The sequence below is a fragment of the Emticicia sp. TH156 genome, assembly GCF_002855535.1.
Lineage (GTDB): Bacteria > Bacteroidota > Bacteroidia > Cytophagales > Spirosomataceae > Emticicia > Emticicia fluvialis.
This window is the reverse complement of record NZ_PKRS01000004.1, coordinates 187870-211702: the sequence shown is the minus strand read 5'-3', so window position 1 is coordinate 211702 and position 23833 is coordinate 187870. Positions and strand designations below refer to the sequence as shown.

At 43.2% G+C, this 23833-nt stretch carries 20 protein-coding genes; 6 read left to right on the top strand and 14 right to left on the bottom strand.

Going from position 1 to position 23833, the window contains the following annotated elements:
* Positions 1-163: 163 nt before the first annotated feature.
* Positions 164-2743: a cation-translocating P-type ATPase gene (locus C0V77_RS09450; protein WP_101726283.1), complete on the bottom strand. Its 2580-nt coding sequence runs from the start codon at positions 2741-2743 to the stop codon at positions 164-166.
* A gap of 379 nt (positions 2744-3122) precedes the next feature.
* On the opposite strand from C0V77_RS09450, the gene C0V77_RS09445 reads away from it, so the two are divergent.
* A complete protein-coding gene (locus tag C0V77_RS09445; RefSeq protein ID WP_101726108.1) occupies positions 3123-3845 on the top strand; it encodes a hypothetical protein in 723 nt (240 codons plus the stop codon).
* 300 nt (positions 3846-4145) lie between these two features.
* Here the strand turns inward: C0V77_RS09445 and C0V77_RS09440 are convergent, their stop codons facing one another.
* The 8 genes from C0V77_RS09440 to kdpF all read right to left on the bottom strand — a co-directional run bounded on the left by C0V77_RS09440 (position 4146) and on the right by kdpF (position 15759).
* On the bottom strand, positions 4146-6839 hold the full coding sequence (locus tag C0V77_RS09440) for an alpha-L-rhamnosidase (RefSeq protein WP_101726107.1): 2694 nt from the start codon (positions 6837-6839) through the stop codon (positions 4146-4148).
* A 119-nt stretch (positions 6840-6958) separates the two neighbouring features.
* On the bottom strand, positions 6959-8698 hold the full coding sequence (locus C0V77_RS09435) for an ATP-binding protein (RefSeq protein ID WP_101726282.1): 1740 nt from the start codon (positions 8696-8698) through the stop codon (positions 6959-6961).
* A gap of 189 nt (positions 8699-8887) precedes the next feature.
* Positions 8888-10012, bottom strand: coding sequence for a histidine kinase (locus C0V77_RS09430; protein ID WP_101726106.1), 1125 nt, complete (start codon positions 10010-10012; stop codon positions 8888-8890).
* 113 nt (positions 10013-10125) lie between these two features.
* A complete protein-coding gene (locus C0V77_RS09425) occupies positions 10126-11181 on the bottom strand; it encodes a porin (RefSeq protein ID WP_101726281.1) in 1056 nt (351 codons plus the stop codon).
* A gap of 148 nt (positions 11182-11329) precedes the next feature.
* Complete coding sequence (locus C0V77_RS09420; protein WP_101726105.1) at positions 11330-11890, bottom strand: K(+)-transporting ATPase subunit C; 561 nt, start codon at positions 11888-11890, stop codon at positions 11330-11332.
* A 7-nt stretch (positions 11891-11897) separates the two neighbouring features.
* Entirely contained in the window at positions 11898-13940 is a 2043-nt protein-coding gene (gene kdpB, locus C0V77_RS09415) for a potassium-transporting ATPase subunit KdpB (protein ID WP_101726104.1), read from the bottom strand.
* 8 nt (positions 13941-13948) lie between these two features.
* The gene (gene kdpA / locus C0V77_RS09410) at positions 13949-15676 is read right to left on the bottom strand and encodes a potassium-transporting ATPase subunit KdpA (protein ID WP_101726103.1); all 1728 of its coding nucleotides are present in this window, start codon (positions 15674-15676) and stop codon (positions 13949-13951) included.
* 5 nt (positions 15677-15681) lie between these two features.
* Positions 15682-15759, bottom strand: a complete 78-nt coding sequence (kdpF, locus tag C0V77_RS09405; protein WP_101726280.1) for a K(+)-transporting ATPase subunit F — start codon at positions 15757-15759, stop codon at positions 15682-15684.
* Between the two features lie 459 nt (positions 15760-16218).
* On the opposite strand from kdpF, the gene C0V77_RS09400 reads away from it, so the two are divergent.
* From C0V77_RS09400 to C0V77_RS09390, 3 genes are all read left to right on the top strand, one after another.
* Positions 16219-16566 (top strand): hypothetical protein, encoded by a 348-nt coding sequence (locus C0V77_RS09400; protein ID WP_101726102.1) that lies wholly within the window; start codon positions 16219-16221, stop codon positions 16564-16566.
* Positions 16567-16790: 224 nt separating this feature from the next.
* A complete protein-coding gene (locus C0V77_RS09395; RefSeq protein ID WP_143706043.1) occupies positions 16791-17087 on the top strand; it encodes a hypothetical protein in 297 nt (98 codons plus the stop codon).
* Entirely contained in the window at positions 17080-17562 is a 483-nt protein-coding gene (locus C0V77_RS09390) for a hypothetical protein (protein WP_143706042.1), read from the top strand. Before C0V77_RS09395 ends, C0V77_RS09390 begins: the two co-directional genes overlap by 8 nt.
* A gap of 11 nt (positions 17563-17573) precedes the next feature.
* Here C0V77_RS09390 and C0V77_RS09385 read toward each other — a convergent pair whose 3' ends face one another.
* From C0V77_RS09385 to C0V77_RS09365, 5 genes are all read right to left on the bottom strand, one after another.
* Positions 17574-18911: a sigma-54 dependent transcriptional regulator gene (locus tag C0V77_RS09385; protein WP_101726099.1), complete on the bottom strand. Its 1338-nt coding sequence runs from the start codon at positions 18909-18911 to the stop codon at positions 17574-17576.
* Positions 18912-19052: 141 nt separating this feature from the next.
* Entirely contained in the window at positions 19053-19391 is a 339-nt protein-coding gene (locus tag C0V77_RS09380; RefSeq protein WP_101726098.1) for a type II toxin-antitoxin system RelE/ParE family toxin, read from the bottom strand.
* On the bottom strand, positions 19381-19596 hold the full coding sequence (locus C0V77_RS09375) for a hypothetical protein (protein ID WP_101726097.1): 216 nt from the start codon (positions 19594-19596) through the stop codon (positions 19381-19383). The genes C0V77_RS09380 and C0V77_RS09375 overlap by 11 nt, the downstream gene beginning before the upstream one ends.
* 122 nt (positions 19597-19718) lie before the next feature.
* Positions 19719-21047: a hypothetical protein gene (locus tag C0V77_RS09370; protein WP_143706041.1), complete on the bottom strand. Its 1329-nt coding sequence runs from the start codon at positions 21045-21047 to the stop codon at positions 19719-19721.
* Between the two features lie 148 nt (positions 21048-21195).
* Positions 21196-21975 carry a ThuA domain-containing protein gene (locus tag C0V77_RS09365; RefSeq protein ID WP_229236246.1) on the bottom strand — a complete coding sequence of 260 codons (780 nt, stop codon included), beginning with the start codon at positions 21973-21975 and terminating at the stop codon, positions 21196-21198.
* 224 nt (positions 21976-22199) lie between these two features.
* Between C0V77_RS09365 and C0V77_RS09360 the strand changes: the two genes are divergently transcribed.
* Positions 22200-23201: a YitT family protein gene (locus C0V77_RS09360; RefSeq protein ID WP_101726095.1), complete on the top strand. Its 1002-nt coding sequence runs from the start codon at positions 22200-22202 to the stop codon at positions 23199-23201.
* Between the two features lie 75 nt (positions 23202-23276).
* A complete protein-coding gene (locus C0V77_RS09355; RefSeq protein WP_101726094.1) occupies positions 23277-23801 on the top strand; it encodes a gamma carbonic anhydrase family protein in 525 nt (174 codons plus the stop codon).
* The last annotated feature ends 32 nt before the right edge of the window (positions 23802-23833 follow it).

Sequence of the window (23833 nt, the reverse complement as noted above, 5' to 3'; positions counted from 1 at the left end):
GGCGGGGATTTTGTGCTTTCGTAGAGCCGCAGTGCCTGCGGATCCGATGGCATATCTATTCGATGTAATTATTTTGGGCAATAAATCTATCAAACCTGATTCTATAATAACCATATTCTGCGATGAGACGCAAGCATTGCGTCACTACCAGAATTAACAAATTTTAATGTTTCCTAAACAAGATCTTTACCAATTTCTCGGCTTCAACGGCTGCAAAAACTCCAAAGGCCATTAAGGCACAGATACCCAGTTCCTGCCAGGTTAACGGTTGGGTTTTAAAGGCCCTGTTCATAAATGGCAGGTACACTACGGCCAGCTGCAGAATTAAAGTAAGCAAAACCGAGCCTATCAACGGCAGATTAGTAAACCAACCCCTTTGCTGAAAGACAGATCGTTCGGTTCTGATACCAATAACATGCCCCAATTGAGACAGACTCAATACCGTAAATACCATGGTTTGCCAGTGTTCCAATTTTTGGTTCGTTGCCCAATACTCAGCACCCAGAGTTATTAAAGCCATCAGAATGCCCATCCATACAATATGATACCCTACACCATCGGCAAACAGGCTCTGGCCAGGCGCTCGTGGCGGCCTTTGCATGACGTTGGCCTCGGCTTTTTCATTAGCCAGTGCCAGCGCTGGCAGGCCGTCTGTAACCAGATTTATCCATAATATGTGTATCGGCAGTAAGGGGTTTGGCAGACCCAGAAACGGAGCCACGGCTATCACCAGTATTTCGGCGCTGTTACAGGTCATTATATATTTTACAAACTTCCTGATGTTATCAAATATCCGCCTGCCTTCTTTAATGGCTTTTACAATGGTGGCAAAATTATCGTCGAGCAATATCATGTGGGCTGCTTCTTTGCTTACATCTGTACCGTTAATACCCATAGCAATGCCAATATTAGCTGCTCGTAAAGAGGGGGCATCGTTCACGCCATCGCCGGTCATGGCAGCAAAATGGCCTTTGGCCTGCAAGGCTTTTACAATCCTGAGTTTCTGGTCTGGCGATACCCGGGCATACACCGCTATTTTTTCTACCTGCGCTTTAAATTTGCTGTCTGATAATTTCTCCAGTTCTACCCCCGTCAGAGCCAGTTCATCTTCGTCCAGAATCCCAATTTCTCTGGCTATGGCCTGGGCGGTGGCGGGGTGGTCGCCGGTAATCATAACAGGTTTTATACCTGCCGATTTACACAGGGCAATGGCCGCTTTCGCTTCTTCGCGAGGAGGGTCTACCAGGCCTGTTAATCCGGCAAAAATCAGGTCTTTTTCTGTATTTTCAGGGTTAATCTGTGGCGGCAGGCTATCAAGTATGCGATAGGCATACGCCAATACGCGTATGCCACGCGCCGCCCATTCTTCCGAAATGCGGCTGATAAGCGCATCATCTTTCGTACCACTTATAATATCAGTTATGGCCTCGCTGGCACCTTTGCTTATGACCAGAAACTTATCGCCGTACTGATGAATAGTAGTCATGCACTTACGGTCTGAGTCGAACGGAATAGCGCCAACCCGCTTATATTTTTTAAAAAGCGAGTGGTATTTCCTGAAACCCAGGTCTTCAATAATATGGCTTGTCAGGGCAAGTTCGGTTGCTTCACCAATGGGCTTGTCGGTTTTCTCAAACTTCACCTCATGGTTCAGCAATATACCCAGTTTAAGCATTGATACCCCGTCTTCCGGTGTTTCTATGGGTTGTTCATGCTTCTCGGTCAGGTGCATTTTGTTTTGGGTCAGGGTTCCGGTTTTGTCGCTGCAAATAAACGTAACCGACCCCAGGGTTTCTACGGCGGGTAATTTACGTACCAGCACATGTTGCCTGGCCAGCCTGGATGCCCCCCTTGATAGGGCTACTGTTATTAAAGCCGGTAAGGCCTCGGGTATAGCCGCCACTGCCAGGCTAACCGACAAAAGCAGGATACTGAAGGGGTCTTCGCCCCGTAACAGACCAGACAAAAAAAGCACCACACAAATACCCAGTATAATATAAGACAGATTTTTGCCAAAGGTTGTCATACGGGCCTGAAGCGGGGTAACGGCTTCTTTTGCCTGCAACAGACCTGCAATTTTGCCTAGTTCGGTTTGCATGCCCGTGCCAATTACCAGTCCTTCGGCGGTGCCGTTAGTAACCAGCGTACCTTTAAAAGCCATGTTGAGCTGGTCGCCTAAAGAAATATTTTCTTCGTGTAGTTCATTATTTATTTTGTCTACCGCAACAGACTCGCCAGTTAGCGACGATTCATCAATGCGCAGCGCATTTACCTCAAAAAGACGTATATCTGCCGGCACCACATTTCCGGCTTCCAGTTGCACAATATCGCCCGGCACCAGTTCCTTCGACTCTATCACGCTCGTTTCGCCATCACGTATCACCTGTGTTTGTGTTACACTCATTTTTTTCAATGCTTCCATTGCTTTTTCGGCCCGGTATTCCTGTATAAATCCTACCACGGCATTCAGAATGATAATCACAAAGATGATAACGGTGTCGGCCACATCGCCAAAAATGCCTGACAGCACCGCTGCCACTGCCAGCACCAGAATCATGAAATCTTTAAACTGATTAAGAAATAAAAGCCAGGGGGGCATTCGTTTTTTTTCCTGCAATTCGTTGTAGCCCTCTTTTTGCTGACGATGCTTTACTTCTGCATCGGTCAGGCCTTTTTTTGAGGTATTGAATAATTCAAAAAGAGAATCGATGTTTTGAAGATAAACAGGAACTGTTTTTTTCATAATTGTAAGCATTTATCCGTACCCTGATCGGGTGGTTTCAGTAAGTGTGATTTTCAAAGTTTATAAAACACCGGTTGGCAATTAGAAACCGGTGCCTGCACAGTTAAATTATATTTGGCAATAGCCCTAATAACCAATATATTTGGGTTGCTGATGGTTAACCCGGCTACTGCTTTTCATGGGTTAAATTTATCAGGAATCTCATTCAGCCTGCATTTTTTTAATAAAATTTTTCGGTTAAATGATTGGTTCGCCCAATTGTATAACCCCGTGTACCCTGATTTGTTTTCTCTCGCGCAGGATAGGTTAGCAATAGAATGCCCGATGGTACTAAACTTAATACTGTTTATCAGGACAAAAAAACAATACAAAAGAAAATATGAACAAAAAATTTACATTTGGTCTTCTGTTTTTGGGCATGGCAATGGTTGCTTTCGGGCAGGATACGGTAAATACTGCCGCACCCGGTAAAAAATTCTTTACCGCCTGGGCAATAGGCATTAATGCCGGTACATACGGCGTGGGCGGGTCTGTTATTACCCGGGTGTATCCGCATTGGGTGCTTCGTGCAGGGTTTGACTACGCGGCCTACACCTATAAACCGGAGGATTTGAAAATGGATGTGGCGTATATGGGTAAAGATTTAGAGGCCGAGGTTAAGTCTTTTAATCTTAAGTTTCCGAATGCCAAAATACTACTTGACTTTTATCCGTGGAAAAACGGTGTTTTCAGCTTTACGGGTGGCGCTTATATAGGTAAAAACACCATAAAGATGGAAGGCTACGCGTCTGAAAAGTTTGAATTTGGGGATATTGTGATAAGCCCTGACCCCAAAACCGGGTATTTTGATGCCCTGCTGACAATGGGCGAGCAGGTAAAACCGTATTTCGGGATTGGCTTAGGCCGAGCCATGCCTAAGCGCAGGGTTAGTTTTAAATTTGAAGCAGGGGCGGTTTATCAGGGCAAATACAATGTTTCCAGTGACTACGCATCTGGAGAAGCCGTGCAGGTTAGCAATGATGCTCTGACAGACGTATTACCCAAGCCGCTTGACAAGCTATGGCCAATGGTGAGCTTTAGTCTGGCATACAGGTTTAAGTAACAGAAAAATGCTTAAAGGAGACTGCAAATCAGACAAATTTGTAAGTCAACAAAGAGGATTGACAAGATTCAGACGTGATTTCTTCATGTTGAACTGTTTTTTTATCCTGTAGGGATGGTATATCAGTAGAAATTAAATCCATAAAACAAGGGGGGGGTAAAAAGTATTTTTAGGCAAATAATCTTTGGCAAAGAACCCCATCTTAACCCTTCCGCGCGGCGGTCGCCCCAACAGTGGAGAGAGGACGCCGCGCGGATAGAGATTTAGAGAATGGGGCGGCCGCCGCTGCGGTTGTTTTATTTACCTTATCTCAAACAAATACTCACCAGCTGCCAACGAACTCATCACCACAGATTTTGCATTCGGTAAAGGCTTTATCACTTTTCGGTTTTCATACAATTGTTTGCCGTCTGGCAAATGCAGTTTTAAAGTAGCCGTACTGTTGGCCGGAATCACCAATCTATATTTAATACCTTTTTCAGTTCTTTTCCATGCCGAAGTTATTCTTCCCTGCGGGCCGTCGTGACTGGCCTCGAAACCAGACAGGCTGCGTACAAAATGCGGCTCAATCAGCACATTTTTAAAACCCGGTTTGGTTTCATCTGGTTTAATGCCTCCTAAAGCCTTATAGAGCCAGGCGCCAATCTCACCAAACATAATGTGGTTCATAGATATGTCTGACTTGGCATCAATCGGCCAGTTTTCATAAAGCGTAGTAGCGCCGTTTTTTATCCACCAACCCCATGAGGGGTAGGTCTCCTGTGAGGCAACAGTATAGGCCAAATCAGCATAGCCGTTTTCGCTCAGTGCATTCAATATGGCTTTGGTGCCGAGTAAACCCACATCTATATGGCTACCATCTGCCTGTACCCGTTTAGCCAGATTGGCCGCTACTTTGGCTTTCATGTCTTCTGGCACTATGCCCCATTGCAGCGGTACGCTCAGCTCGGTTTGTGTGCCGCTTCCATAGATGCCGTTTTCGCGGTTCAGGTATTTGGTATTGATGGCATCCTTAATGTTTTTTGCAAGGCTACTGTAATAAGCCGCATCAGCAGCTTTACCCAATAATGCAGCCGTTTTGGCAACGATGGTGGCATCAACAAAGTAATAAACTGATGACGTAAACTCAACCGGCGATTTTGATTTCACAGGTACCCAGTCGCCCAGGCCCCAGGTGGTCAGGTGCTTTGGTGCAATGGTTTGTATATAATCTACGTAGCGTTTCATGTGGCTGTAGTTATCGGCCAGTATTTTGGTGTCGCCATAAAACAAATAGATATTCCAGGGGATAATGGCAATGGTGCTGGTCCAGTCTGGCCCGTTGCCCCACTCATAACCCCAACCCCCTGTTGGTATAATTGAAGGTAAAACCCCGTTGGCCTGCTGCTCGTCGCGGTGGTCGGCCAGCCATTTTTCATAAACCGTAATGGCATCAAAATTATACAGTCCGGTTTCACTGGCAATGTGCGCATCACCCGTCCAGCCGTTTTTCTCACGCTGCGGGCAGTCGGTCGGGTACCCGAAAAGATTAGACAGATAGGAATTATTAGTTGCCCACCATAGTTTGTTCATGGTGGGGTTAGCGGTTGTTACCTGGCCAGCAGGTGGCACATCGCTGTGCATAAAATAGCCCGTCAGGCTTTCTTTGCTCAATTGCAGAGGTTTAGCGCAGGTAAGCTCAACATACTGAAAACCCTTGTAGTTGAAATGCGGCATGAAAGTATCTTCACCTTTGCCGCTAAGGGTGTACACATCTACCTGAAAAGGGTCCTGATTATCGGTAGGTCGGTAGTGAATATCAATGTTCGACATATCGGCGAAACCATTGGCACCCAGTCGCTCGGCGTGCTTCAATCTTACTACCGTTCCGGCATCTCCTTTTATTTTTAATTGGCTGACACCTGAAATGTTTCTGCCTAAATCAAACAGATAGGTTGTGTCATTCAGTTTTTTTAGGCTCTGTGCCGGTATTTCTTCCACATTTCTAATTGGCACCATGGCCTGCGCCACTATGTTTTGAGACGGAGATGTTCTGAAAATGACATCTTTCCAGTCTTTATCGTTAAAATCCGGTTGGTTCCAACCCACTTGTGCCAGCCTGGCATCCTGATGCTCTGCCGTGTAAATACTGTTAAAAATGATAGGGCTCGGGGCTGTTTTCCAGCCTTTGCCGCTAGAGATAACCTCGGTGGTGCTGTCATCATAGGTAATTCGTAAATCGAGGCAAAAAGTGGGTCTTCCTCTCCACGGCGCTTCATGGAAATACCAAACGGCCGTAGACTGGTGGTTATACCAGCCATTGCCCAGCAACACGCCAATGGCGTTTTTGCCCTTTTGCAGTGCGGCGGTTACATCATATGTTACATAGAGCGTTCGACGGTCGAAACGGGTGTACATCGGGTCAAGGCGATGGTTGCCGATTTTCTGCCCGTTAATGTATAATTCATACAAACCTGCCACGGCTACATAAGCCCGTGCCGATTTTATTTTCTTATCTGTTGCAAAAGTTTTTCTGAAATAGGGGGCAGGTTTCAGGTTTACATCACGGGTGTCGCTTATCCAGGCGCCACGCCAGTTTTGTTTATCCATCATGCCCATTTCAAAGCTCGCCACTGCCAGTGTGGTTTTTTGGCCGTCTTTATCCCAAAGCGTAACGGCCCAGTAATATTTGGTAAAGGGGCGCAGGGTTTTGCCTTTGTAAACCGCCAGTGTATTGCCTGAAACTACCTTTTTAGTATTCCATTCAGTACCTGTGCCACGAGCCACTTTGGCGGAGTCGGTATCTACCACAATTTGGTAAGCTGTTTGTTTGGCTCCTTTACGATTATCGGTCAATAACCAGGTGAATCGTGGATTGGGGTTGTCGATACCCAGCGGGTTTTTGAGGTATTCGCACTTTAAGCCGGATGGCTGTGGAGGGTTGGCAGCAAAACAATGAGTACCGGCGGCCAGCAAGGCCAATGCCAGTCCAATTAAACGCAAGGTGAATTTCATACAATGTGGGTTGAATTACAGGCAGTAAAAATAAAGATTGTGTGGGAATAATGGGCGGTTTATTGGTGAAATTGTGCCACTTCTTCACCGAATTCATTCACTGTATCGGCAGAAATGTTCTACCCCTCCACCACAGCCAGATTAAAATAAAAAGTGCTGCCCATACCAATCTCACTTTCAACGCCGATGCTACCATTCTGCGCTTCTATAAATTCCTTGCTAATGGCCAGCCCCAGCCCCGTACCAGATTTATTGCTGCCCGGTACCTGAAAATACTTGTCGAAAATCTTGTCTTTGTAGCGTTTTTCGATGCCCTTGCCCTGGTCGCTTACCGAAAAATTAACGTGCTTGTCTGTCTGATTGATTCTGATGGTAATCCGGCTTTGTTCCGGTGAATAATTGATGGCGTTGGTCAGGAAGTTAATCAGCACCCAGGCAGTTTTCTCGGTGTCGGCCTTTACAGCAGGCAGGTTTTCTGGTACGTCAGTCTGAATATCTATTTTCTTTTGTGTTGCCTGAGTTTTTACGGCCTCGGTGGCATAATGCAGTATTTCGTAGGGTGTACTTCTCTGAATATTAAGCTGGATATTCCCCGTTTCTACCTGCGACAGATTGAGCAGTTCTCCGGTTATTTTCAGCAACCGGCGGCTATCTTCTTTTATGCTGTCAATCAGTTGTTTTTGTTCTTCATTAATGGCGCCTGTCTGTTGGTTTTCTAATAATTGCAGGCTCATTTTTATACTTGAAATAGGTGTTTTCAGCTCATGCGAGATGGTAGCTATAAAATTGGTTTTGGCAAAATCAAGCTCTTTAAATGGGGTGATGTTTTTAAGCACAATTACGTGGCCTATCTGCCGTTTTTCTTTTTCGCCGGTAGGTACAATAGCAATATCAATTATTTCTTTTTCAAAATAGCTCTCTTTGTTATCTGCAAAAATCTTGATGGGCTGCTTTTTGCTCTGGGTATCGGTACTCTCTGTCAGTACCAGATCTTTTACCAGCGAGCGCAGTAAGTCATTCATCAGCGACACATCCTGTGCCTGTTGGCCAATCAGTTGTTCGGGTTTTAGTCCGGTTACTTTCAGGGCCTCGTCGTTGGCAAAAAGTATTTTTTTATTTTCGTCCAGGCCAATCACCGGGTCGTGCATGTTGTTGATAAGCGTTTCAATCCGCTTTTTTTCAAACAGCAGCTTCGACAAATTACTGTTATTGTATTCTTCCAGCTTTTCGGCCATTGTATTGAACGAAAGCGCCAGTTCTCCAAACTCGCTGTGGTCTTCAAAATACACCCTTTGCGAGTAATCGTTGGCCGCTATACGCTTGATGCTATCTGTAAGCGCGCGGATGGGGTTAGCAATATTTCCGGGCAGGTTAATGAGTAAGGTAAACGCGATCAGAAAACAAAGCGTACCAGTAGTTGCTACCCAAATGGTAGCTGAGGCTGCCGTTTGCTTGGCCACATTGCTTTTGCGCTGAATGGCCTCCATGTTCAGACGCATAATTTCTGCAATGTCTTTTCTTATCAGTAAATGAACAGACTCCTCAGCCCTGTTGGCCTGCAACATTTTAAAATGCCCAAGTAATTGCCGGGTGGCTTCTCGTTCACCAATTTCTGTAATGTTTGCCTGTTGCTTTTCCAGGTTCTCTTCAAGTATATTCATGGCGGTGGAGTCTGCGGTTACTTCGTCCAGGGCCATCAGCATATCACGAGCATACTCAAGGGTAATGTAATTGGCCTCCAGAATATTCTCTGTATCATTTTTCAGGGCATTAATATACCGCGCCCCTACAAATGTAAGCAGGGTAATGAGTATAAAAAGCAGTCCTACACCCAGGGTCAGTTTGGTTCTTATTTTCATATCAATAGAATTGATAAATTTAAAATTTTGGTAGAGCCACATGGCATGTGGCTTTCTTCAAAATTCATTATTTTAATAGAGTAATAAAGTATTTTCAAATACGTTTTTTGGTACTCATAAACCCCTGAAGCCGCATGCAATGCGGCTCTGCTAATCTGTTTCTTCCCCCTTTAGGGGCTAGGGGTTTCCTTACGACAATATCACCACATCTACCTCTGCAAACGATAATTTGTTGAGCAAATCATTAAATATATTGGTTGATAGTATCACGTTAAAAAGGTTCAGGTGCGGCTTGCCTATGCAAAGGGTGGTAATCTGCCTTTGTTCGGCCACTTCCATAATGCACTTCGCAATGTTGCGGTCTTCTACCCTTATAATCTCTGCCCCCAATTGTGTGGCCAGTTTAAAGTTGTTAATCAGGTGCCGCTGCTTGTCGAGCGCTATTTTATCGTGGCTTTCTTTGGGCGTTTGCACATACAAAACATACCATTTACTATTGTAATAACTGGCCAGCCGGGCGGTTTTTCTGATTACATTTTTAGCTGTTTTTTCATTGCTGCTGATACAGGCCAGAAATTTTTCGTGGCGTATAGCGGTACTTCTGGGTATTTCGGTTTCAACTTTTCTTTCTACCTGGCTGGCCACTTCTTTCAGTGCCAGTTCGCGCAGTTGTAAAATTTGATCAGCCTTAAAGAAGTTGTTCAGCGCCATCGGCACTTTGTCTGGCGTGTATATTTTCCCTTCTTTCAGGCGGGTTATCAGTTCATCGGCTGTCAGGTCTATATTCACCACCTCATCGGCCATCCGTAGCACACTGTCAGGAATGCGCTCTTTTACCTCAATGCCTGTTATATCTTTTATCTCTTCGTTCAGGCTCTCAATGTGCTGTATATTTACAGCGCTTATTACATTAATGCCCGCTTCCAGCACTTCCAGCACATCCTGCCAGCGTTTTTCGTTCTTGCTGCCTTCAATATTGGTATGTGCCAGCTCGTCTATTATTACTACCTCCGGCCGCAGATTAATAACCGCCTGCACGTCCAGTTCTTCCAGCTCTTTACCTTTGTAGAATATCTTCCGGCGCGGAATAACCGGCAGGCCGTCCAGCAAATCGTGTGTTTCTTTCCGTAAATGGGTTTCAATATAGCCAATTTTTACATCAATGCCGTTACGAAGCAAAGAATGGGCCTCTTGTAACATACGAAAAGTCTTGCCTACACCGGCACTCATACCAATGTAAACTTTAAATTTCCCCTGACGCGACTTCCTGATTAAATCCAGAAAATGCTGTACGTTCTCTTCTTTGTTAGGCATGATGTAATTTTGTTTTACCAGAGAGTTGCCCCGGGGTTTTCACGGAGTATCTCTGAATTTTTCCACAGTGATACTCCGTGCCTTAACTCCGCGTTCCTACGTGGTTAAAATGTTTAAAAACTAAAACACAAAGCGCTGGTTAAATAAACTACCTGACTTTTATTATCAAAAATCCTGTCTTTGCTATCAAGCAGGCGGCCTTCCACGCGCCATAAAAGACTATTGGCCAGGGCATAATCCATGTTCAATGAGTAACCGAGCGTCTGAAAACCATTGGCTGTACCAGTGGCAATTATCACGCCGTTTTTATCCTGATAGTATTCGGCACGGGCAGCCAGTCTTAATTTATCATTTGCCGAATAGCGCACAATGGCAACAGGAGATAACCAATGGTTGTACTGGGAGCTTTCAGTGAATTTTTGCTCGATACCAAAGTCAAAACCTGCTATTAAACCCAGTTTTTCATTCAATTGAAACTGTCCGTAAACATTATTAAAGTACCGCCAGCGGCGCAGGCTATCGGGTTGCTCATTGCCAGCATAGCTGCTCCAGTTAAGAGTAACCGAGCTACTGGGTTTATAGGTAACTTGTGTACCAAAAGCCGGTGTCTGGTTACCCGGCGCACGCTGAATCCGCTGCCAGCCGTTCAGTACCAACCCGGCCAGATACCATTTTTCATTGGCTGAGGTATAAGACAACCGCACACCAGATTCATAATAAGGCGAGTTTTCGGCCAGCAGGCTTCTGGTCAGGTTCCAGGAGTCTTTACCGATGGCGCTCTCAAAACCAATGTGCGACGGCACAATGCCTGCATCTAACCACAGGTTGTTTTTGCCCGATACTTTTACACCCACGTTGGCTTCATATACATTTTTTAGCAACCCCTGCTCGGCCGCCATATTATACTGCGCATAAGTTCCCGCCATTATGCCCACATTGGCCCTTACTTTATCTGTGGCATAAGCTGCTTTCAGCAAACCCAGATTCAGATTCAGTTCGTTGTGGCGGTTGTGGTTATATAAAAATGGCGCTTTTTCATGATTACCGGGCTTGCTGAAATCATAACTGTAATACGTTTCTACATAGCCCGAAAAAGTGAGTGGTTTGTTTTCTTGTGCATGGGCTCTTAAAACCATGAGCATCAATGCCGCTGCTATTATTTTTTTCATTTTTTTTGTTGTACTTGTTTTTCTTTGGTTTAAGCATTGCATTAAGGCATGTTTAACCACGGAGTTTCGCCGGGTTTTGCACGGAGTGCCACGGAGAAAAGACTCTTTGCAACTCGGTGGTTAACTCTGTGCTTAAATAAAAATTGGATTACTTCAATTCATCTAAAGCTACATTCAAAGCTAAAACATTCACGGCTTCAGGGCCGAAAAGACCTAACAATGGTTTTTGAGTTTTGGACTGAATAAGGGCTAAAATCTTGTCTTCGCCAATATGCCTTGCGGCGGCAATACGTTTTACCTGTATTCTGGCCGATTCAGGCGATATGTCCGGGTCAAGGCCACTGCCTGAAGCCGTTACCATTTCGGCCGTAATAGCTGCTTTAGGAACCTCCGGATTATGCACCATAAACGTATCAATGCGGCTTTGCACGGTGGCCAGGTATTCGGCATTGGTTGCGCCCTTGTTACTACCACCAGACCCGGCCGAGTTATAGGCAACTGCCGACGGGCGGCTCCAGAAGTATTTGTCTGCTGTAAACGATTGCCCCAGTAGTTTGTAACCAACTGTTTTACCGTTAACAGTTACGGTTTCACCCTTGCCTTTGTGGGGCGCTAATTGTGCAAAACCTGTAATAACAAGCGGATAAATGACCGCGAATAAGACCATGCTTATCAATGTAAGACGTACGGCAGAAAATATGGTTTTCATGATAGTATCAGATAAAAAGTGAAACGGCCAGGTCAATTAATTTGATGCCAATGAATGGCACAATGATACCCCCCAAACCGTAGATTAATAAGTTGCGGCGAAGAATGGCGCTGGCACCTATGGGTTTATAGGCTACGCCCTTCAAAGCCAATGGAATAAGCAAAGGAATGATGATGGCATTGAAAATAACAGCCGAAAGTATGGCGCTTTCAGGGCTATGCAGCCCCATGATGTTAAGCCCCTGCAAGGCTGGTATGGTGGCAATAAACAAGGCCGGAACAATGGCAAAATACTTGGCTACGTCGTTAGCGATAGAGAAGGTAGTTAACGTACCACGTGTCATCAATAACTGTTTACCAATCTCTACAATCTCAATCAGTTTGGTTGGGTCGTTGTCAAGGTCTACCATGTTACCCGCTTCTTTGGCTGCCTGTGTACCACTGTTCATGGCTACGCCTACATCGGCTTGTGCCAGGGCTGGGGCATCGTTGGTGCCGTCGCCCATCATGGCTACCAATTTGCCTGCCTGTTGCTCTTTGCGGATATACTGCATCTTGTCTTCCGGTTTGGCTTCGGCAATAAAATCGTCTACACCGGCTTTTTTGGCAATGTATTTGGCGGTTAAAGGATTATCTCCTGTTACCATCACCGTTTTAACACCCATTTTGCGCAACCGTTCGAAACGTTCCTGAATACCGGTCTTGATGATGTCCTGTAGCTCAATTACCCCCAGTACCTGGTTGTTTTCTGATACCACCAGCGGCGTACCACCGTTGCTTGAGATAGCCTTTACGAGTTCGGCTGTTTCAGCAGGAAACTCATTTCCGGCTTTTTCGACCATCTTTTTGATAGAATCATAAGCGCCTTTGCGGATGCTTGTTCCCTCAAAGTCGATACCTGAACTACGTGTTTCGGCCGTAAACTTGATAAAAACAGGCTTGCCGATTTTGTAGGTTGACGGATTCACACCTGCCAGATCAATGATGGATTTACCCTCGGGGGTTTCATCGGCCATTGAACTCAACACAGCCGACCTAACGAAATGCTGTTCGTCAACGCCCGCTACCGGATAAAAATGTGTGGCCTTACGGTTACCAATGGTAATGGTACCGGTTTTATCAAGCAACAGCACGTCAATGTCTCCGGCGGTTTCTACGGCTTTGCCCGACTTTGTAATTACATTGGCACGAAGAGCCCTGTCCATTCCGGCAATACCGATGGCAGACAACAGCCCGCCGATGGTAGTGGGTATCAGACAAACAAAGAGCGATATAAACGCAGCTATGGTGATGGGTGTCTGGGCGTAATCGGCAAAGGGTTTCAGCGTAACACAAACAATTATAAATATGAGCGTGAAAGCCGCCAGCAGAATGGTAAGGGCAATTTCATTAGGCGTTTTCTGGCGGCTGGCACCTTCAACCAGCGCAATCATTTTATCCAGAAAACTTTCGCCGGGTTGTGTGGTTACCAATACCTTAATTTTGTCAGACAATACCTTGGTGCCGCCCGTTACACTGCTTTTATCGCCACCTGCTTCACGTATCACCGGGGCCGATTCTCCCGTAATGGCGCTTTCATCAATAGTAGCCAGGCCTTCTACAATCTCACCATCGGTTGGTATAATGTCTCCCGGTTCGCAAATAAACACATCACCTTTTTTGAGTTGTGATGAAGGTACCATCTGAATTTCGTTCAGATACATTTCGCCTACCGTTTGCACCAGTTTGGCTGGTGTTTCTTCTCGGGTTTTGCGCAGGCTGTTGGCTTGGGCTTTACCTCTGGCTTCGGCCAGGGCTTCGGCAAAATTGGCAAACAACAAGGTAGCCAGCAGAATCAGGAAAACAATAATGTTGTAGGTAAGGCTGCCCTGATTGGCTGCACCAAAAAAGATGGCTATACAAACAAACAACATAATTAGTGTTCCGATTTCGACCGTAAACATAACAGGGTTACGGAACATGACACGCGGATTAAGTTTGATAAACGACTGCCCGATGGCTTCTTTTACCAGTTCGCGGTCGAACAATGAAATATTATTATTTCTGGTCATTGGATTAATTATTTAAATAGCGTAAAATGTTCTGCCAAAGGCCCTAAAGCCAAAGCAGGGAAAAACGACAACGCAGCAATGATGGCTATTACGGCAAAGGTCATAATAGCAAAAGTCGAGGTATCTGTTTTAAGCGTTCCGGCACTTTCGGGTATATACTTTTTGCCAGCCAGCAGGCCTGCAATAGCCACCGGGCCAATAATAGGCAGGTATCTGCTCATTAGCAGCACAATGCCGGTGCTGATGTTCCAGAAAGGGTTATTGTCGCCCAGGCCTTCAAAACCGCTACCGTTATTGGCCGCGCTGGATGTATATTCATAAAGCATTTCAGAAAAACCATGATACCCCGGGTTGTTGAGCCAGCCTGTGGCGTTGCCATTAAACCACCAGCCCATAGCCGTGTTATGGGCTGCAAAGTAGGCGGCCATGGCTGTACCAGCCAGAATAAGTAAAGGGTGAAGAATGGCGATGATGGCTGCGATTTTTACTTCTCTGGCTTCTACTTTTTTACCCAAAAACTCAGGTGTACGGCCGACCATCAGACCGGAAATAAACACACCCAGAATAATAAATACGTAGTAGTTGAGCAGGCCAACCCCGCAACCGCCATAAAAGGCGTTTACCATCATGGCCAGCAACTGCATAGCGCCTGACAGCGGCATACTGCTGTCGTGCATGCTATTGACCGACCCAGTTGATATAACCGTAGTGGCGATGCTCCAGTAGCCTGATGCGGCCGTACCAAACCTGACTTCTTTGCCTTCCATGTTTCCGGTTGGTTGTGCTACGCCCAGGTGCTGAATAGCCGGGCTGCCGTTTATTTCGGCAATTACTGTTGGTATGGTAAGCAACAGAAAGCCGACTGTCATAACGCCGAAGATGCTCCAGGCCAGTTTTTTACGTTTCAGGTAATAACCCAATGCAAAAATGAATGCGAAAGGGATAATCATCTGCGATACCATCTCAACGGCGTTGGTCAAATAATTGGGGTTTTCTAAAGGATGCGCCGAGTTAGCCCCAAAGAAGCCGCCACCGTTGGTACCCAGGTGCTTAATAGCCACAAAAGCCGCCACCGGGCCTCTTGAAACCTGCACCGGTTCGCCCTGTAAGTTGGTAATGGTGTCTTTTCCTTCAAAGGTCATTGGTGTGCCATTGAAAGTAAGAATGATGGCTACAACAATTGATAACGGCAACAAAATGCGTGTGCAGCTTTTCAGAAAATAGTTATAAAAGTTGCCCAGCTTGTCGGCCTGGCGTTCGCGCATGGCATTGAACAGAATAGCGCCTGCTGCCATACCCGTAGCTGCCGATACAAAGTGCAGGTACATTAACCCTACTAATTGGGTGAGGTAAGAAACCCCTGTTTCACCTGAATAGTGTTGCAGGTTACAGTTAACAATAAATGAAATAGCTGTATTGAATGCCAAATCGGGCGACATAGACGGGTTACCATCTGGATTCAACGGCAACCAACCCTGATTCATCAGCAAAAACATGCTGAGGAAGAACCAAACAAAGTTGATGCCCAGCATGGCTGTGAGGTGCTCTTTCCAGTTCATTTCTCTGTTGGCATCAATGCCACTGAAACGATAGAAAAGTTTTTCGATGGGATTAAACACCGGGTCGAGCAGGGTCTTTTCGCCTGAATAAACCCGGGCAATGTATTTTCCGAAGGGGATGGCCAGCAATAGCGTGACCACAAAGAGGGCAATGATGCCCGATATTTCAGTGTTCATGAGATTCAGAATTTTTCAGGTTTAAGCAATACATACACGAGGTATCCGAAAACCAAAATCGATAAAATGAATAGTGCTGTCATGGTTTTAGATTTTTTCAAAGAAGTGAATGGATTTGTAGCACAAGCCAAACAGGGCTGCACCGACGACGATTAAAATGAGCGTTACCATTGTATTATTAATTTAGTTCTGATACCCCTATGCCAATCTTTATGCCTGATTGTTTGGGAATTTTATAAGTAGTTGAAAATGAATTGTTTATAGTTGAAGTGTGTCACAATGCCAACAAAAAAAGCCTATCAAAATGATAAGCTTTTCTCAAAATGAATATGTGATTTTGGTAGAGACGCAATGCTTGCGTCTCATCGACGAATCTGGTTATGATAGAATTTGTTTTAACCTGCCAAAACTAAACCACCGATTTTGCGGGCTCCTGAAGACGCAGGCACTGCGTCTCTACAAAATTGAACTAATTGGTGATGAATCGCATTTTTTGTAACCTCTATCTCATTTAATTTCGTGTCGTAAACAAAAACTACCCAATGAAATCAACCAAAAACCTCTTTATAATCTTATTGATATGCTTAGGCATAGGTGCCATAGGAGGTAGGGGAGTATTGAAAATCTCGCCGGATGGAAGTTTAATGGGAATGCCGGTGTCTAAAATAGCCAATTCACCGTTTAAAAACTTTCTAATTCCGGGCATTATTCTGGTTACAGTACTGCAAATTGTGCCCTGCCTTCTGGCAATAGCTCTATATATAAAGACAGCGCTTCCCATTGCAGAGAGATTGAATTTTTTCAGCGACGTGCATTGGGCATGTTCGTTTAGCATCTACACTGCTTTCGCTTTGATTAGCTGGTTGCAGGTGCAAATGGCTATCTTTTAGGCAGTACACTGGTTACATACTTTCTATAGGTATTATGCTATTCTCATCATTTTTTGGGGTTGCCAACTAGGTTGTGGGCTTGGTATAAGAAGTATGAACCATACTTTATTAAATTGAATTTTATGTCTGTCTTAGGCGAATGTTCGTGATATAAATTTTGAAGTCTGAATAATATTTTAGAACTTTCAAATGAGAATGCTGGTTTCGAAGAAAAATAGTAATCTATGAACGCGATAACAATAAGGGTCAATAAACAAATGGATGGTGTAACTTTTAGCATAGGCCCATCTATTCGTGAGTTTATCAAAAGAATGTTTCCCAATGCTCATCCTGCAAGCAATATTTTTGTGGGTTATGATAACTATTCTGACTTTAAAACGGAAATTGGCAGATTAGAGCCTTACATTTATCCGGCGTTATTGGGAGTTGATGATAAAAATGATTTAAACAAACTTGGTCAAATTGAATTTATTGATACATTTACAGGTAAAGAATTGCATAAAATAACACCAGGTGACTAAAAAATTTAACCAATATTTAGGCAAAGCAGGACAACTTTCTGTCATGTCAGAATTCTTAATGCTTGGCTGGAACGTTGCGATTCCTGAAGTAGATATTGGTGATGATATTTTTGTTGTGCAAGATGCCACTGGCACTCTGAAAAAGGTGCAGGTCAAAACGGCAAGAGCTGCTGAAAGTAAAAAGACAATGGCATTTAATGCCCAATTCAGTGTATCTGTAAAAAATCTCCGGAATATTTTACCCATACTGGTGCATTATGTTTTTGTTGTAAGACACAATGACAAATGGTTGAGGCCAGTAATCATACCTCAAGATGTTTTGTTAGACCACTTTGAAATGAATAAAGTGGGTTCTGAATCAAATGGAAACATTAATTTTCGATTCACTTATAAGAATGATAGAGTTATCTGTTCAAATCAGGATTTTACGAATTATCAGGATAATTTCAAAGATTTTACACGAATAGAACATTGACTGTTAAATATCTACAAACCATACTCTTCAATTTTCCTATACAGCGTTGCAATACCGATTTCAAGCAGGCGGGCGGTTTCGGCCTTATTGCCTTTGGTGTAGTTTAATACCTTCTGAATATGTAGTTTTTCTACACTGGCCATTGAAAACGCCGATAACGTACCTTTGTGGGTTTGGCGGGGTTGTTGAACATCAAAAGGTAATAAATCGGCAGTAAGGGTGTCGGTATCTGCCAGAATTACGGCACGTTCAATGATATTTTTCAGCTCACGGATATTACCCACCCATTGGTAACTTTCCAGTTTTTCAAGGCATTCTTCATCTATTTTCTCAATTCGCTTATTGGTTTTTTCAGAAAACTGGCGCATAAAATACTTAGCCAGCAGTTCTATATCCTTTACTCTTTCGCGCAAGGGTGGCAGATGAATTTCAAATACATTGAGCCTGAAATAGAGGTCCGACCGGAAGAGGTTTGCTTCGTATTCCTGCTTTAGGTCGCGGTTGGTGGCTGCTATCAGCCTGAAATTTGATTTGGTGGGTTTGGTGTCGCCCAGTTTAATAAATTCACTGGTCTCTAATACCCTCAGCAATTTGGCCTGTAGTTCCAGCGGCATTTCACCAATTTCATCCAGTAGGAGCGTCCCTCCGTTGGCTTCCTCAATTAGTCCTTTTTTATCTTTTATAGCCCCCGTAAATGCCCCCTGCTTATGCCCAAACAGCTCACTTTCCATAATATCTTTGCTGAAAGTGCTGCAATTAAGCATCACAAAGGCCTTGCCAGCCCTCTGGCTGGCCTGGTGTATTCCCTGTGCAAATACTTCCTTACCGGTGCCGGTTTCACCTGTCAGTAAAACGGTGGTATCTATTGGCGCTACTTTTCTGGCTAAATCAATGGCCTGCTGAATGGCTTTCGACTTTCCGATGATGGCATCAAACGAAAACTTTTCACCCACCCGTTTTTCCAGGTCTTTTACTTTCTTTTGCAGTTGTACTTTCTCTATAGCCCGGTGCAGCAGCGGGATAATCTTCTCGTTGTCGTCGCCCTTTACTATATAGTCAAAAGCGCCGTTTTTCATGGCCTGCACGCCATCGCCGATGTTGCCGTATGCCGTTAACAAAATTACCTCAACCAGCGGATGCAAAGCTTTTATTCTGTACAGTAAATCAACCCCGTTTCCATCGGGCAGCTTCACGTCCGACAACACCACGTCAATCGCCTGTTGTTCCAGTTTTTTCAATCCACCCCGGCAATCACCAGCCTCCACCACCTCAAACCCTTCCGACTTCAATACACGCGCCAGCAAGGTTCTCAGTTTTTCTTCATCGTCTATTATCAGGATTGTTTTCATTATTTGGGTGTGCAAACTACTTGATAGGAATTATTACCTCAAAACCTGAGACCCACAAATATAGAATAGAAAAGTTAAAATGATTGAATTTTAGTAAGGCAAGAAATATACTTTTATAAAGTTGTGAGGCCAACCTAAATGCTAATCAAAAGCGTTTGTTAAAATTTTAAGAAGTTCTTTTTTGGTAATATTTTCTTCTTCTGATTTATCATAAATAGTAATCAAATAGACAGTTTCTGTGTCTTGCTTTTGTTCTGTAAAATAGGTTATTACCCGAAAACCTCCACTTTTGCCGCCGCCTTTACTTTCACTGCCCAAACGTATTTTATGAAGTCCGGCACCCAAATTAGTACCCATTTGAGGATTATCTGTTAACAACTCTGATAAAGTACGCAAATCATTAAGTAAGGACTTGTACTTTTTTGAAAGCCTTTTAAACTCTTTATCAAATCTGGGAATCGTCTGAATTTCAATTTTCATTTTCCAGTTCCATAAAAAGCTCAGAAATCGGACGACCCTGTGTTTTACCTTCTTTCAATTTTTTAACCTCTTTGACCGCTCCTTTTAATGCTTTGATAGAAACCGATACCGATTCATCTTTTCCATTGATAAGCGCTTTTAGTTCTTTCTGAATGTTTTCAGGAAGAACCTTATATTGCTCATATAAAATCTCTGCGACGCTCATAAATTTATTATTTTACTCAATTCAACGAAAAAACTTGTTAACAAAGTAAATTTAGTGTCTTTGATTTAATAATTTCAATTATTTGCTTGAATTAAATTGTACTAAACCTTGAAGAGTGAATTCTAATACTTAAGAGAATGTTGAGTATGAGTTATCTTAAAATTTAAGTTATATCCTTTCTTATCATTTGTCCATAATTGCTTTTCCACTGATAGCTTTGCCAAGGAATTATTCGTAATGTAGTTATGGGCGTTAATTATTGCGTCTTGAACTCTCTTTGGCAATGATTCTCCAAATGCACTTTCATAAATTATTTCAGAAAATTCTAATAATTTCAATTTAGAAGAATCATTATTAATAGTCCCATTGAAAATTTTCAGCCCTAAATGGAGCTCTGTTGCTACCAATTGCTTGCTAAGCACAGAATAGATTATAGTATCTGGAAAGAAGAAATCATCAGTTAGATTTAGATAGTTTGAAATTGAATAAAACTCATCTTCATAATTATTATTATAATCGGACATTTGTATTCCTTTCGAATTTAACAAATCTTTAACTCTATAAGGCGACCAACCAATACTTTTATCAATTTTTGGAGGGTTTCTTTCTGCCTTTTGTAGAGTTTTTATTAGAATTATTGCTTGGTCAATTTCCTGACGACTTTGTAAGTTTTTCCCAAAAATCATATTTTTCCATCGCTCTACTCCGTCTAAATCAGCGTTAAATTTAAGCATTATTTTTAGCCTTGTATATTTGAAGACACTCTGATCTTTTAAGTGCCATTTTAGCGAATTTAAGGTGCTTTCATATTGAGTGAACATTGATATGCCGTATAATAAAGGTAGAAACATTATTGATAACAACCATGGAACAAAAAATTGAAGGAAAGTAAGCTTATTAAGATAGTCTTTATAATTATAATAAAAATGAATTATTATTACTACTAATGCCATTAATCCCATAAACGATACAGTTCTATTTATAAAACTTTGAACTTGTTTTTTTTCTGGTTTAAGTGCGCTAATCGCAAGCATTCCTCCTATAAATATCGATAATGGTATTATTAGCAACTCTATCCATAAATCGAAAGTGTAAAGTCCTGTTATATATTCAAATATCACTGAAAATGTTACTAAAGGTTTAACTATTTGTTCTACGAATTTTTTAAATTTATTGGTTTTAACAGCTTCATACATCAATGGAAGAGCAACAAATATTATCCACATTATTGTGTCTTTGATTAGTGAAGCATCCCATATTTTGATTTTATACAATATAGCAATGCACAAGAAAGTATGAGCAATTGCGATCAAATAAGCATATACAAAATACTTATTAAAGAATTTATTTATTAGATCTAAAGAAGATAGTCTAGTATCTTTATTGTAAAAAAGGAATAAAACAAATAGTAATCCCCATATGAAATAAGCAATTTCTCGAGTATTAAACATAATATCACAAGTTTTGAAGATGTTTAGAGATTGTAACTTCTTCTCAAAAGCATATATTCTTTGAGTTGACATTACAAAACATTCAACAATTTGAACAGTAAAGGCTAAGAAATAAAATTATAATTTTGTTTTAAAAGAACTATTCACCTCACCTCCCAACCGCCCAAAAAACAGCATTCTTAAATAAAGTCTTATATGCCTCATTATCAAACAACTCGGGTGAATGGCCCATGAAGATGTACACATTACGGGCTTTCATGGCTGGGTTTGTCCATATCACCGGGTGGTCGCCCATTTTTATTGGGGTGTTGGGGGTGTATGAGTTTTCGTCTACACTGGCTATTACATGCACATTGGGTCTCGGGCTTTTATGGTAGGTGTACCATTCTTCCATACTGATTCTGAAATTACCCGGCACACCCTTCATAACGGGGTGCTGTTTGTCTTCATTGTTTACCTCACCGGCCACAAATGTGGCAATGTAGTTTTGGTATCTGATGCCCCCCATAAAATCAGAAAACCATTGCCACATCGGGTAGCCGTCAAATTCACCCAGTAAAGTAGCATGGTGGAAACCAATCCAGCCGCCTTTGCCTTGTTCTATATACTTAACAAATGCCGCTGCTGCCTTCTCTCTCCAGCCATAAGGTGGGTAGTCTAACTGAATAAATAGCTGGTAATGGCTCAGCAAATCCTCGTCTATGGTATCGGTATTTTGTAGGTAGTCAATGGTAAAGTTGCTGTCGGCTGCCAGTTGGTTCAGCCAGACTTTGGCACGGGCGGAATACTGTATATGATGCCCGGTGCTTTCGGCCAGGGCCAGCACTCTGAAACGGCTCTGGCCATAAATCTGCTGTGCAATTAAAGTCATCAACAAAACCAACATAAATTTTGTACAGATTAGCCTGCCTGAATTTTTACTAGCCATACTTTTTGATTTGGGCTTATGATATAAATACAAAAAACCATTGCCAGTGGCACTAAAACAACATAATTTTCACAAATCGGGCATTGACTTTATGGCTCAATTTACCTATTTTATAGGTGTTTTTTATACTAAACTGCCTGATTTTTAAGAATTTATTAATTTGCTTCAATTGCTTAAGCGCCCTCAATTGAGTATCTTCGCTTTTACCACCAAATATATAATATATGCGCAAAGAAAAAGAAAATGTTCTACTCCGACTTCCAAAAATCTTACTTAATCTGTTCTTGTCTTTTTTTATTGACGACGGCAGCAAAAACAACGACCGCTCTAAATACCAGCAAGCCAAAGAAATTCGCGAAGTAAAAGTTACTATCCGCCGCTTATTTAAAGATTCTTTTCTCATCATTCTGGGGGTTTTGTCGGCCGGTTTCGGCCTCGATGGCTTCCTGTTACCCAATGATTTCATCGATGGTGGCGCAGTAGGTATTTCGCTCCTTATCCGGGCCGTTACCGACTACCCGCTTTCGCTCATTCTGGTACTTGTCAACATTCCGTTTATTATTCTGGGCTTAAGGGTTGTCAGTAAAGAATTTGCCATTAAAACAGCTTTCGGCATTGTTGCGCTTGCTTTGGCCGTAGCCCTGATACCTTATCCTGAAATCACACACGACAAACTGCTTACATCCGTTTTTGGCGGCTTCTTCCTTGGTCTTGGTATCGGTATGGCCATGCGGGGTGGTGGCGTTATTGACGGCACCGAGGTAATGGCCATTACCCTTAGCCGCCGTACCAGCCTTACAATCGGAGACGTAATCCTGCTTATCAACGTGGTTATTTTCTCGGTGGCGGCCTATGTTTTGTCTATTGAAACCGCGCTTTACTCAATGCTTACTTATCTGGCGGCTTCAAAAACTGTCGATTTTGTAATTGAGGGTATTGAAGAGTACACCGGCGTAACCATCATATCGCTGAAACCCATGGAAATGAAAAAAATGATTATTGAAGAAATGGGTCGTGGGGTTACCGTTTACAAAGGTGAAAGAGGCTTTGGCAAAACCGGCTACACCGAGGGCGATATGAAGATAGTTTATACCGTTATTACACGTCTGGAGGTTAGTAAGCTGAACCTCGAAATTGAAAAGATAGACCCCAACGCTTTTGTTATCATGACCAGTATCAAAGACACCAAAGGCGGCATGATAAAAAAACGTTCGGTGCCACATTAGAATTTATCCATTAAATATTGAAGCGTTTGTATAATTTTGTGCCTGACATTCAATCAGGCACTTTTTTATATCATAATGGCTACTATTTTACCTGTTAAAGGCGTAAGCCCCACCTGGGGCGATAATTGCTGGTTTTCGCCCAATGCAACCATCGTCGGCGATGTTACCATGGGCAAAGACTGCACCGTATGGTTTAACGCCGTTGTGCGCGGCGACGTGAACGCCATTGTAATGGGCGACAGGGTGAATATCCAGGACGGCGCCGTTATACACTGCACCTACCAGAAAACCAAAACAATAATTGGTAATAACGTAAGTATTGCCCACAATGCCATTGTGCATGGCTGCACCATTGAAGACAAAGTACTGGTTGGCATGGGAGCCATTATCATGGACGGCGCCGTTATAGGCACAGGGTCTATCATTGCCGCCGGAGCCATTATCACCCAGAATACCATCGTACCACCTAACTCTGTTTATGCCGGTAATCCGGCCAGATTCCTGAAAGCAGTCTCGCCTGAACTCGAAGAGGTCTTCATGCGTACGGCCAACAACTACGTAATGTATGCCGGGTGGTTTCAGGATTCAGCCAATCAGTAATACAATTGCTCATATTTTGACACAAACCGATA